Below are 11991 nucleotides of genomic sequence, written 5' to 3'. Positions count from 1 at the left end.
TTCGATGCCGTTGATGTTGTCGCCGCGATAGCTGGGCAGGGTGACACCGTCAATCGTCTCGGTATCGGCCGAACGCGGCTTGGCGAACTGCCCGGCCATCCGTCCCACCTTCACCACCGGCATCGCCGCGCCATAGGTCAGCACCACCGCCATCTGCAACAACACCCGGAAGGTGTCGCGGATGGTATTGGCGCGGAATTCGACGAAGCTTTCGGCACAGTCACCGCCCTGGAGCAGAAAACCCCGCCCCTCGGCGACCTGGGCCAGGGTCGCTTTGAGCCGCCGTGCCTCACCGGCAAAAACCAGCGGCGGATAATCGGCCAGCGTCCGTTCGACCTCGGCCAGAGCGGCCGCGTCGGGATAGGTGGGAACCTGATGGATCGGCTTTGCCCGCCAACTGCCGGGCGACCAACGTTCGGCCATGGAAGCTTCGTCTCCTGCTTTTCGCTACCGCGAAACGGAAAGCGTCCTCTATACGACGTGAGGGACAACTTTTCCAGTCCGCCGTCTTGGTTTCCTGTTACTGCGGGGTGGTGGGCGGACTCATTATCGGCTTTCCCTCACAGGTGATGCCCATGGTGAAGACGGTTTCGTCGCCGATCTCGCACTGATCGTCGAGCCGGAAGCTCGGAATCTCCTGTCGCGCCAGGGGAATCGCTATATAGGGTTGGCTGCCCCGGAAAACCAGACAGGGATAGGCGGCGGTCTCAGTCGCGATGTCGAGCCGCCGGGTCCAATGCATGAAGCCGTGCGTCCACCAGGTGTGGTCGTTGATGAACCAGGCATAGGTGTCGGCGGGCATCAGCCGGGCCAGTTGCAGGGAATAACGCCCCTGGGCGTTCAGGTCACCCCGCAGCAGGGCGTAGGGCAAGGACGAGGCGGTATCGTAATCGATCTTGGCGCAGGCGGCGAAGCGGCTCATGTCGAATGATTGCGCCGCACGGGTCCAGCGGGCCAGTTCGGCGGTCTGGCTACGAACCGCCGGGATGGTCAGCGCCACCAACGCCAGCCCCAGCGCTGCCCAGCCGCGGCGGTGCCACAGCGGACGCGCCGTCTCAGCGGTGATCAGGTACAGCAGCCCCAGCGCCGGGCCGGTCAGCATCAAAGCGGGCAGCATGTAATGCGCCGCCGATTGCTTGGCGACGATCAGCACGGTGAAAAGCTGGGCCAGCACCAGCCCGGCCAGCAGGCGGGTTTTGGGATCGACCCGACGGCGGCGGAAGGCCGCAATCAGCGCCGCCAGCGAGGCGATGAACACCGCGGTAAAGATCAGCTTCGAGCCGAACAGGCCGACGATGGCCCGGGGATAGCGGGTGGGGTCGATCACGGTGGCGGCACCGCCGCCATAGGCCCCGCTATGCAGCACCATCTTGCCCACCCAGTCGAACCAGATATTGGCCGAGGGCCAGGCGGGCAGGGTGAATAGCAGGAACCCGGCAGGAGCGGCCAGCGCCAGCAGGACAAGACGGCGGCGGTCGAGCAGGAACAGCGGCACCAGCCCCAGGGTCAACGCCTGAAGCTTGCAGGCAATCGCGAACCCGATCGCCAGTCCTAGCCACAGCGCCTGTCGGTCGCGCCTCGGCTCGGGGCGCAGCAGCGGCAAGGTGGCGATCAGCACCAAAGCGGCGGCGATGATCAGGAACGCCTCGGGCTTGGGGTGCAGGGCGAATTTAGGCACGATCATCGACAGGAACGGCGCGCTTTGGGCCAGCAGACCGACCGCAAGCGATCCGGTGGCACGGCGAAAGGCCCAGCCCAGCCCGGCCAGGGCCAGCCCGACCAGCGGGTACAAGACGCTGGTAATGGTTAGCAGATGCCCTTCCGGATCGGCCAGGACAGCGGCGACCACTGCCTCGAGCGAATCGGTCGGATGCATCAGCCGCAGCACCAGGGCGACAAACACCTGGATCGGGGTGCCGGGATGGCTGACATCGGTGGGCGCCAGCCCCTCGACCAGCCGCAGCCCGTTCAGCAGGTAATAATAATCGGGGTCGAGATTGAATTGCTGCCACAGCGGCAGGCTGACCGTCCGCATCGCAAACAAGATGGCGACGAACAGAATCGGCAGGATCAGCAGAACAAGGGTGTTGCGGGAAAACCGGCGGGGGATCATCGGCGCCACTCCGGCCGGGGGGTTAGGATTGTCCCAATCATCGGGGCCGGACAGCCTTGGCCTCTGGTCTCTCGGGTGTCGAAATCCGCCTTGTGCTGGTTCACCTTGTCTATTCCCTAACTTCCGCGACCACGATACTCGTGTCGGGTGTAACCGAGAGGCGAGCGAAGGGCAAGGGGGCGGGATTTAGGACAATACGGCCCCGGCAGACGGGCCGGTCCATCGCCGTTTATTCCTGGCCCTTGATCCGGGCGCGGGTGAAGTCGGCGATCTTGATGTCTTCGCGGGCGGTGTGGCTGGAAAACCAATTGACCAGGAAGCCGATCAGGTCGTCCTGGCGGATCAGGTCGATCGACATCGACAGGATGAAGCGGCTGAGTTCATCGAGCAGGGCGAGGTGGATTTTCCGGTGGGCATCGTATTCCGGGAAAGACAGATCGAGCATGATGCCTTCTTCACTGAAGAAGTGAAAATCGGCATATTTGTAAAGTTCTGTCAGTCTGCGGCTGATCTTTTCAACCGGGGCGTCGGACGTCAGTTCGGCTTCGATCTGGCGGATGAGGTCGAGAAAGATTCGATGTTCGAAGTCGATTCTTTGATGGCCGGTTTCGTAAGCCGCCTTCCATTCCGCCCGAAACATCGTTCCACTCCTCGACCGATCTTTTCATTGGTCGAGTTTGGTCCGAATCGGTGTTTCTGACCAGGGGTCACTTCACCTCTGGCGTGTTCCCGCGGACATAGGCGGCCAGCCGGATGTCCTCGCCTGCGGTGTGGAAGGAAAACCACTCGATCAGGAAGCCGACGATATCCTTTTTGCGGATCGTTTCCAGCGAGATCGAGCCGGTGAAGCCTTTGAGTTCGGCAAGAAGAAGCTCGTGATTGCGGTGATGCGCTTCCAGGTCAGGAAAGCCGACATCGATCATGATGCTTTCTTCGCTGAAAAAGTGGAAGTCAGTGTACTTGTACAGTTCAGAGATGTGTCTCTTGACCAGATCGAGGGGGGCGCCTTCAAAGAGGTCGGTTTCGATCTGGAGAATCAGATCGAGAAAGATTCGATGTTCGAAATCGATGCGGGGATGCCCCGTCTCATACGCCGATTTCCACACAGAACGAAACATGGCCCGCCTCTACCCCCTCGGTCAGTGAGCGCACTGTGAGCGCAATCGCCGCGACTGACCACCCTGCCCTTTGGGTAGGGCAACGAAACAGGGGAAGCGGTTGCCCGCTTCCCCTGAATCGATCGTCAAAAACTGTCTTGAACCGGGGAATTAGCCCCGATGGCCACCACCAGCACGGGCCGCAGCGGGCTTGCCGCTGTTGCTATGACCGCTGCCGGACCGGGCGGCGGGGCGGCCCTGGCCCTGGCCGGGGCGACGGCCCGGAGCCTGCTGGGGACGGCCACGGCCACCACCGGCACCGCGCTGGGCGATGTGGGCGGCGTGATAGGCGTGGGCCTCATCGACCGGAACGGCCTGACGGATCGTCTTCTCGATCGCGCGCAGATAAGCGACTTCATCGGCGTCGCACAGCGACACGGCGATACCGCTGTTTCCGGCGCGGGCGGTCCGGCCGATCCGGTGAACATAGCTTTCCGGCTCGTTCGGCAACTCGTAATTCAGCACATGGGTGATGCCGTCGACATCGATGCCGCGTGCGGCGATGTCGGTGGCGACCAGCGCCTTGATCTTGCCGTCGCGGAAGTCGGCCAGCGCCTTCTGACGGGCGCCTTGCGACTTGTTACCGTGGATCGCATCGGCGCTGATGCCGGCCTTGTCCAGCATTTCGGCGACGCGGTTGGCGCCATGCTTGGTGCGGGTGAAGACCAAGGCACGACCGACATCCTTACCGGCCAGAATCTCGGTCAGCAGGGTGCGCTTGTTCTCGCGGTCGACGAACATCACCTTCTGGTCGATCTTCTCGGCGGTCGAGGAGACCGGGGCGACTTCGACCCGGACCGGACGGTGCAGCACGCTTTCGGCCAGACCAACGATGCTGTCGGGCATGGTGGCCGAGAACAGAACGGTCTGGCGCGATTTCGGCATCGCGGCGACGATCTTGCGGATCGGCTGGATGAAGCCCATGTCGAGCATCCGGTCGGCTTCGTCGAGGACCAGGGCTTCGACCGAATCGAGGCGGATCGCGTCCTGGCTCATCAGATCGAGCAGACGGCCGGGGGTGGCGACCAGGATGTCGACGCCGCCCGCCATCGTCTTGATCTGCGGCACCATGCCGACACCGCCGAACACCAAAGCGTGGCGCAGACGGTACTGGCTGCCATAGGTACGGAAGCTCTGACCGACCTGAACGGCCAGTTCGCGGGTGGGGGTCAGCACCAGCACCCGGGTGCTCTTCGGCATCGCGCGCTTCTTGAATTGCTCAAGGCGCTGCAACAGCGGAAGGGCGAAGGATGCGGTCTTGCCGGTGCCGGTCTGGGCGAGGCCCAGAACGTCATGACCGGCGAGAAGGTGGGGGATCGACTGTTCCTGAATCGGCGTGGGGGAGGTGTAACCCTCGGTCGCCAGAGCCTTGAGCAGGGGTTCGGCGAGACCGAGATCGGAAAAAAGGGTCATGAACTCTCTTTCTTTGCAGACGAACCGTCGGCTTCGCCCAAGAGCCTGAACGGCCCGGCGAAAGACGGCGAGATAGGCCACGCAGAAAAGCGAGGCCCGATCGGGGCACCTTCCGGACGCGCGACCGGACGGTCATCATGGCAAGGGAAAAATGGCTCGGGACGATTGGGTCCGCCCTGTCAGGCAGGGACCGTAGCGCGCTGTCGCGAGCGGACTGAACGCGGATCGTCCAGGCAGCCCGCACCGTGCGCCATTCCCGGTCCGATGTCAAGCATCGGGGGGATGACCCCGCCGCCATCGCCTCGACATGCGGTTTTACCAACCCTGGCCATCCGTCAGGGACGGCGGTCTGCGCTTGGAAAGTGTCGGTCGCCTGCGTTAGATGGAGAACCAAGAAAGGTTGCCATTCAATGACTCATCCCCCCGCTTCGGTTTCTTCCGCCGCTGATGGAACGTCTGCGGTGCGTGCCATCCGTCTGGGGAGTCCGGACTATCGGCGGGTGACTCTGGCCCTGTTCCTGGCCGGGTTCGCGACGTTCTCTCTGCTCTATTGCGTCCAGCCTCTGTTGCCGGAATTCACCGCCGAGTTCGGGGTCAGCCCGGCGCACAGTTCGCTGGCCTTGTCGCTATCGACCAGTTTGCTGGCGGTGTCGATTCTCTGCGCCGCCGCTGTGTCGGAAGGGATGGGACGGCGTGGATTGATGTTCGGGTCGCTGGTGGTGGCCTCGGCCCTTAATATCGCCGCTGCTTTGGTGCCGGACTGGACCGTGCTGTTGATCCTTCGTGCTCTGGAAGGACTGGCGCTGGGCGGTGTTCCGGCGGTGGCGATGGCCTATCTTGCCGAGGAGATCGAGGCGCGCGGGCTGGGCCGGGCGATGGGACTCTATATTGCCGGGACCGCGCTGGGTGGGATGTTGGGTCGCGTCATCACCGGCCATCTGGTCGAGGCGTTCTCGTGGCGGATCGCGATGGCCGGGATCGGTGTGGCCGGTCTGGTCGCCGCGATCGGCTTTCTGATTTTGCTCCCCCGCTCGCGCAACTTCTCCCCCCATGCCGGGTTCGACGTCCGTTATCACCTGTCGGCTTGGCGGGGGCATCTGGCGGTGCCGTCAATGCGCTGGCTGTTCGCGATGAGCTTCCTGTCGATGGGGTGTTTCGTCGCGGTGTTCAATTACATCGGCTTCCGCCTTACCGCGCCGCCCTATGAGATGGGGCAGGCCACGCTGGGGATGCTGTTCTTCGTCTATATCTTCGGGATTTTCAGTTCTTCGGCCGCCGGAGGACTGAGCGAGCGGTTCGGCCGCCGCGCCGTGCTTCCGGCTGGGGTGCTGATCACCGCCGCCGGGGTCGCCCTGACTCTGCCCGAGGGATTGGTGACGATGGTGGCCGGTCTGATCCTGCTGACGATCGGGTTCTTCCTGACCCATGCCGTCGCCAGCGGCTGGGTCGGCCGCATCGCGGCGGGGGCAAAGGGGCACGCCTCGTCGCTGTATTTGCTGGCGTATTATGTCGGCTCCAGCATCGTCGGCTCGGCGGGCGGCTGGTTCTGGGCCGGGGGTGGCTGGAGCTGGGTGGCGCTGTTCCTGCTCACCTTACATGGGGTGGCCCTGGTGGCGGCGTTGCGGCTGCGCTCGCTGTCGCGGGTTTAAAGCAATGCGCGTTTGATCCGGCGCACATTGCTTAGGCGAGCATTGAGCGAGCGGCCAAGAAAACCGAAGGTTTTCGCCCGACGAGGGGCATACAATTTTTAAAGCGTTTGGTGTCAAATGTGACGCTAAACGCTTTAAAACACCACCGGCTCGAACCGGGTGCGGTCAGGGCGCCCGGCGGCGAAAGTCCAGACCGGATCGGCCTCGAGTCCGGGAGCGGGCAGGGCGATCAGTGAACTCGACACGGTGCCGAACCCGTCGGGGCGAGAAAAGCACATTGAGGTTTCGTCGCCGGTCTCGGTGCTCTCACACAGCATTGTCGTCCAGCCCTCCCACGCTCCGCGGTCCGGGTCGGGCACCGGGGCGGCGTGGAAGCGGTCGAGATAGCTGTCGATCCGTGCGCTGGCGCGGTCGTCGAGGTCCAGTTCGGTCAGCATGTGCAGGCCGGGCGGAATTCGATGCGACACCACCCGGCGGCCATCGTTGCGCAGCCAGAAGGCGGTGCTGTTGTCGGCGATCACCAGATTGAACGGCCGGTACGATCCGGCGGCGAGTCCGGACAGCGCCAGTGCCGCCTGATCGGCGTCGGCATGGTCGAGCGCCTCCAGCACCAATTCCCCGCGTGAACGCTTGGAGGCGAGCGGGCCAAGCGTTCCGGCGCGGTTCAGAATCGCCGCCATCACGCCAAAATCGTTGATCCCCAGCCACGATCCACCGGCCAGGATATCCTGGCCCGCCAGGGTTTCGGGGCGGTCGTCCCACCACCGTCCGGGCCCCCGCGCGGGCCGATCTTGCATCTCGTCACGGTTCGAAGCGGCGATCAAAGGCCACGTCTGACCGGGGCGATGTAGCAGGACCAGAGTGCACATGCATAAAAATCCGTTTCTGGAGAGGCGATAGCCGATTATAACACGCTCGCCGGGAGCGGTGCCGGCCAGGCTTGGCATCGCGCGTGTTCCGGTCTTCGAACGACAGATTTCAGGGAGCCGCCGTCCGTCATGACCACTTTCGATGACCGTGAGAAAGCCTTCGAGGCCAAGTATCGCCTGGACCAGGATATGGATTTCAAGACCCTGATGCGGCGGGACAAGTTGGTCGGGCTGTGGGCGGCCGAGCTGATGGGGCTGACCGGCGACGCGGCGAACGCCTATGCCTTGACCGTAATCGAAGCGGCGATCGATACGCCTGACCAGGATATCGCCGACAAGGTGGCCAACGATCTGGCCGCCCGCAATGTCGCGGTTTCCGCGGCCGACGTGCGGACCCAGGCAGCGTTGTTGCTGGACACGGCCCGCGCTCAGTTGAATGAAGAACTGTCGCGTTAATCCGAGTCGGTTAAGGGGTGCCGCTTACGGAGAGTCGATTTCCTCGAGCGGCACATCCTCGGAATAAAAGCAAAATCCGTTGCGGCCGGTGTTCTTGACCCGGTACATTGCGATGTCGGCTGCCTTGCAGACATCTTCCATGCTGGTGCCATCAAGCGGATAGACGGCGATACCGATCGACGCGCCGACATAGCAGGCATGGCCCTCGTGGACGATCGGCGGGGCCAGGACGTCGAGGATTTTGCGCGCCACCATTGCCGCTTCGTCGAGGCGGTTGATCTCCTCGACCACCACAACGAATTCATCGCCACCGATCCGCGACACGGTATCCGAACCGCGAATGCACAGCGACAGGCGGTCCGCCACTTCGCGCAGCACCGCGTCGCCCGCTTCGTGGCCCAGATTGTCGTTGATCGGCTTGAAGCGGTCGAGATCGACATACAGCACCGCGATCTGCCCGCCATGACGTCGCATCCGGGCCAGGGCGTGATTGATCCGATCTTTGAGAAGGTTGCGGTTGGGCAGGCCGGTCAAGGTGTCGTGATGGGCCAGACGGTTGATCCGGTCCTCGTTTTCCTTGCGCTCGGAAATGTCGCGGACAATTCCGGTAAACAGACGGCCCTTGCCATGGCGCAGTTCGCTTAGGGACAATTCCAGCGGAAACAGACTGCCATCGGTGCGGCGGCCCTGCGCCTCGACGGTGCGGCCGTTGGGCACCAGCGGCAGCCCCTGCACCGCCGTATCGCCTCTGGGGTCGCTGTCGTCGTCGGGGTCGATCAGCAGGCGTCCGAGCGGCAGGCCGATCAGGGACGGAGCCGCAGTGCGGAAGATCTGGCCAAAGGCGGGGTTGGCGGCCTCGATCACGCCATGTTCGTTGACGGTGACGATTCCCTCGGCCACCGAATGCAGCACGCCCTGCAAGCGCTCCTCGCGCTCGCGCAGGGCCTCGGCCGAGCGGACGAAGCGTGAAATGTCGCGGGCTTCGATCAAAAAACACTCGGCCTCGCCGGGCAGGTGGCGAACCCGCATTTCCGCTTCGAACAGGATCGCTCCAGCCCGCTTCATCCGCAGCGGCAGGAAATCCTCTTCGGCCAGCAGGGCCCAGCCCGAGCTTTCGGCCAGTTCACGGTAATCGTCTTCGAGGAAATCGACGAAAGCGGCTCCCACCGCCGCTTCAAGCGAAGGCAGCCCCAGCATCCGTACACCGGCACGGTTGATGAACTCGACCTCGCCATCCCGGATGATGCAGATCAGAACCGAAACGAGATCAAGCAACTCAGAGTCTGATCGGGTGTGAGGGCGGGTGGTCGTGGGAGAGGAACACACGGGCTTCACCAGGACTACCGGGAAGGGGAACTGTCGGACAGATCCATGCGTAACATGCAAAGCCGAAGCAGAGAGTGCCCGCACCCGGCGCAGGGGGCGGGAATTGGTCGGGGAGACAAGATTCGAACTTGCGGCCCTGGCGTCCCAAACGCCATGCTCTACCAGGCTGAGCTACTCCCCGATCCATAGTGGTTCTAAGGCGTTTAACCGCCGATGGCAAGGGCTCCGCCGCCGGTTGATGCCGAAGGGAGCGGAGATTTGCAATGGCGACACTCGATCCCGACGCCCTTAAACGGGCCGAGGCCGCGCTCGCCGCGATTCAACACAGATATATAGAGTGGGCCGAAGCCGATTATGCCCGGCTCGACGCCGCCTGGGCCGCCTGCGCCACCACTCCGGACCCGGAGGGTGCCGCGCTGCGCCGCCTGTTCCAGATCGCCCACGATATGAAAGGGCAGGCGGCGACCTTTGACTATCAGCTGGTCAGCGATCTTGGCAACCGTCTCTGCCGCGAGATCGAGGCGGCGAGGGCGGATGGAGTGGGGAGCGATCGGCATGTCCGCCTTGCCGCTCTGGTCGCGGCGATCGGTCGGGTGATCCGCGAACGGATATCCGGTACGGGCGGGGCGGCGGGGGACGCGTTGCTGGCCGGGATCGACGGAGGTTAAGTGTCGGGGTCGAGCTTCTTGCCGTCCAAATCCTGGGTCTGGCGCTCGCGTTCGCGCCGGGCCGCCTGCTTTTCGGCTTTGGGCAGGCCGAACGCGATTCGGTTGGCGGCGGCCTTGGCTTCCTTCTCTGCGCGGGCTTTGCTCTTGCGCGCCCGGTTCAGATTGACGATCTCGCCCATCGTTTTTCCTGTGTCCGATCCCGATTTCGAAAATCTTACACTTTTTTCGGTCTATGTGCGATTTGGGCTTGCGCCGGGCCGATCCCATGGGTATACACACCCACCTCGCGCGGGTGTAGCTCAGTTGGTCAGAGCGCCGGCCTGTCACGCCGGAGGTCGCGGGTTCGAGCCCCGTCACTCGCGCCATTTTATCTCGGACACAAGCCGGACTCCTCTTCCTCTCGGGAACAGGTGTCCGGCTTGTCCCGTTCTGGGGTCTGGTGATCTCACCGCCTCCATTTGGGCTTGCGCCGGGCCGATCCCCTGGGTATACACACCACCTCGCGCGGGTGTAGCTCAGTTGGTCAGAGCGCCGGCCTGTCACGCCGGAGGTCGCGGGTTCGAGCCCCGTCACTCGCGCCATTGATCTCGGACACAAGCCGGACCCCTCTCCCTCCCGGGAACAGGTGTCCGGCTTGTCCCGTTTTGGGGCCTGGTGATCCAGCGCTTTCGCTGACGCGGCATGCGCCCCCTTTGGTCAATCGCCTGACGGGGTGCTGGGAGGATCTCTTCCCTTGCCCGTCAAATAGGCATCTGCCTCCCCCGTTTTGCTCAATTCGACATCAAACGTCGTATGCCCGTTTTTCGGGCGTCAGTTAATAAACTGATAAATATAGGTATTTCCCACGGTTCCAGGTGGCGCGGGGATTGCTTGCCCGGCGGTACCGCCGTTGCGGCGGGAGGATCATAGAACGAGGAAGATGATGGAGACGGCGAAAACGGGCGTGGACGTCTTGTTTGTCCTGCTGGGGGCAGTGATGGTTTTGGCGATGCATGCGGGCTTCGCCTTTTTGGAAGTGGGAACGGTCCGGCGGAAGAATCAGGTTAATGCCCTGGTGAAAATCCTGTCCGATTTCGCGGTTTCGACCCTGGCTTATTTCTTTGTCGGCTATGCGGTGGCCTATGGCACCACCTTCATGGTCGGGGCGGACGTTCTGGTGGGCAAAAGCGGGGGAGCCTTTGCCGCTCAGGGGTTCGATCTGGTCAAGTTCTTCTTCCTCGCCACCTTCGCGGCGGCGATTCCGGCGATCGTCTCGGGCGGCATCGCCGAGCGGGCCAAGTTCAACACCCAATTGATGGCCACCGCGATCCTGGTCGGGCTGGTCTATCCGACCTTCGAAGGCATGGTGTGGGGCACCCGCTTCGGCTATCAGGATTTGTTGCAAAGCCTGTTCGGGGCACCGTTCCACGATTTCGCCGGGTCGGTGGTGGTTCATGCCGTCGGCGGCTGGATCGGGCTGGCCGCAGTGCTGGTGCTGGGGGCGCGTCTCGGCCGCTATCGCCCCGATGGGCGACTGGTCGCGGTGCCGCCGTCGAACATCCCCTTCCTCGCTTTGGGGGCGTGGATTTTGTCGGTGGGCTGGTTCGGCTTCAATGTGATGAGCGCCCAGACCATCGCCCAGGTGTCCGGGCTGGTGGCGCTGAACTCGCTGTTGGCGATGGTCGGCGGCATCCTGGCCGCTTTGCTGGTCGGTCGTAACGATCCCGGCTTCGTCCATAACGGTGCGCTGGCCGGTCTGGTCGCCGTCTGTGCCGGGTCCGACGTGATGCATCCGATCGGCGCGCTGATTACCGGAGGGATCGCCGGGGCGGGCTTCGTCTGGCTGTTCACCCTCTGTCAGGTCAAATGGAAGATCGACGACGTCCTGGGCGTCTGGGCGCTGCACGGGATGTGCGGGGCGATGGGCGGCGTCGCCTGTGGCGTGTTCGGGTCCGAGATGCTGGGCGGCATGGGGGGCGTCAGCCTGATGTCCCAGATCGTCGGCACCGGCACCGGCATCGTCGTCGGTTTGGCTGGCGGCCTGGCCGTCTATGGCGGGCTGAAGGCGGCGTTCGGCATCCGCCTCGATCCCGAGCAGGAATTTTCCGGGGCCGATCTCGCCATCCACCAGATCGGCGCCTATCCTGAAGAAACGATGTCGGTTCACGACGACGCTTTGGCGATGTCGGTCCACGCGGGCAATGCCCTGCGGCGGTAAGGGGATTTGGTCTGCCAGGGGCGCATCCGTCGCCTCTGGCATTCTACGTGCGGGGCGGCCGCCCCGCGATTGAGCCGACCTAAGCAGGTCCAGGAGCCGCTGGCTCCTGGCGGGTGCGGGCAGAGCCCGCCCATTGATATGAG

Annotated in this window: 12 protein-coding genes and 3 tRNA genes; 6 read left to right on the top strand and 9 right to left on the bottom strand. The window is 63.6% G+C overall.

Going from position 1 to position 11991, the window contains the following annotated elements; all coding sequences use genetic code 11:
- The 5 genes from K678_RS09660 to K678_RS09640 form a co-directional block, all read right to left on the bottom strand.
- Positions 1-423: 3-deoxy-7-phosphoheptulonate synthase (locus K678_RS09660; protein WP_021132272.1), on the bottom strand; the 423-nt coding region annotated here is incomplete at its 3' end.
- 97 nt (positions 424-520) lie between these two features.
- On the bottom strand, positions 521-2113 hold the full coding sequence (locus K678_RS09655) for a hypothetical protein (protein ID WP_021132271.1): 1593 nt from the start codon (positions 2111-2113) through the stop codon (positions 521-523).
- A gap of 229 nt (positions 2114-2342) precedes the next feature.
- A complete protein-coding gene (locus tag K678_RS09650) occupies positions 2343-2753 on the bottom strand; it encodes a bacteriohemerythrin (protein WP_021132270.1) in 411 nt (136 codons plus the stop codon).
- A gap of 67 nt (positions 2754-2820) precedes the next feature.
- Positions 2821-3231: a bacteriohemerythrin gene (locus K678_RS09645; protein ID WP_021132269.1), complete on the bottom strand. Its 411-nt coding sequence runs from the start codon at positions 3229-3231 to the stop codon at positions 2821-2823.
- A gap of 150 nt (positions 3232-3381) precedes the next feature.
- Positions 3382-4683, bottom strand: a complete 1302-nt coding sequence (locus tag K678_RS09640) for a DEAD/DEAH box helicase (protein ID WP_021132268.1) — start codon at positions 4681-4683, stop codon at positions 3382-3384.
- A 410-nt stretch (positions 4684-5093) separates the two neighbouring features.
- Here K678_RS09640 and K678_RS09635 point away from each other — a divergent pair, with 410 nt between their 5' ends.
- The gene (locus tag K678_RS09635; protein ID WP_081673229.1) at positions 5094-6332 is read left to right on the top strand and encodes an MFS transporter; all 1239 of its coding nucleotides are present in this window, start codon (positions 5094-5096) and stop codon (positions 6330-6332) included.
- Positions 6333-6466: 134 nt separating this feature from the next.
- Here K678_RS09635 and K678_RS09630 read toward each other — a convergent pair whose 3' ends face one another.
- Entirely contained in the window at positions 6467-7201 is a 735-nt protein-coding gene (locus K678_RS09630) for an NRDE family protein (RefSeq protein ID WP_021132266.1), read from the bottom strand.
- 129 nt (positions 7202-7330) lie between these two features.
- Here K678_RS09630 and K678_RS09625 point away from each other — a divergent pair, with 129 nt between their 5' ends.
- Positions 7331-7657 (top strand): DUF1476 domain-containing protein, encoded by a 327-nt coding sequence (locus K678_RS09625; protein ID WP_021132265.1) that lies wholly within the window; start codon positions 7331-7333, stop codon positions 7655-7657.
- 24 nt (positions 7658-7681) lie between these two features.
- On the opposite strand, the gene K678_RS09620 is transcribed toward K678_RS09625, so the two are convergent.
- The gene (locus K678_RS09620) at positions 7682-8932 is read right to left on the bottom strand and encodes a diguanylate cyclase domain-containing protein (RefSeq protein ID WP_021132264.1); all 1251 of its coding nucleotides are present in this window, start codon (positions 8930-8932) and stop codon (positions 7682-7684) included.
- A gap of 155 nt (positions 8933-9087) precedes the next feature.
- Positions 9088-9164, bottom strand: a tRNA-Pro gene (locus K678_RS09615).
- An 82-nt stretch (positions 9165-9246) separates the two neighbouring features.
- Between K678_RS09615 and K678_RS09610 the strand changes: the two genes are divergently transcribed.
- A complete protein-coding gene (locus tag K678_RS09610) occupies positions 9247-9651 on the top strand; it encodes an Hpt domain-containing protein (RefSeq protein WP_021132263.1) in 405 nt (134 codons plus the stop codon).
- Here K678_RS09610 and K678_RS09605 read toward each other — a convergent pair.
- A complete protein-coding gene (locus K678_RS09605; protein ID WP_021132262.1) occupies positions 9648-9830 on the bottom strand; it encodes a DUF4169 family protein in 183 nt (60 codons plus the stop codon). The genes K678_RS09610 and K678_RS09605 overlap by 4 nt on opposite strands.
- Before the next feature lie 109 nt (positions 9831-9939).
- On the opposite strand from K678_RS09605, the gene K678_RS09600 reads away from it, so the two are divergent.
- From K678_RS09600 to K678_RS09590, 3 genes are all read left to right on the top strand, one after another.
- Positions 9940-10016 (top strand) — tRNA-Asp (locus K678_RS09600).
- A 139-nt stretch (positions 10017-10155) separates the two neighbouring features.
- Positions 10156-10232: transfer RNA gene (locus K678_RS09595), tRNA-Asp, on the top strand.
- Positions 10233-10573: 341 nt separating this feature from the next.
- Entirely contained in the window at positions 10574-11848 is a 1275-nt protein-coding gene (locus K678_RS09590; RefSeq protein ID WP_021132261.1) for an ammonium transporter, read from the top strand.
- Positions 11849-11991: the final 143 nt, after the last annotated feature.

The organism is Magnetospirillum fulvum MGU-K5 (genome assembly GCF_000442515.1).
In the GTDB taxonomy this organism is placed as follows: Bacteria; Pseudomonadota; Alphaproteobacteria; order Rhodospirillales; family Magnetospirillaceae; genus Phaeospirillum; species Phaeospirillum fulvum_B.
The sequence above is the reverse complement of the archived record's forward strand: the minus strand, read 5'-3'. Positions and strand labels throughout refer to the sequence as shown.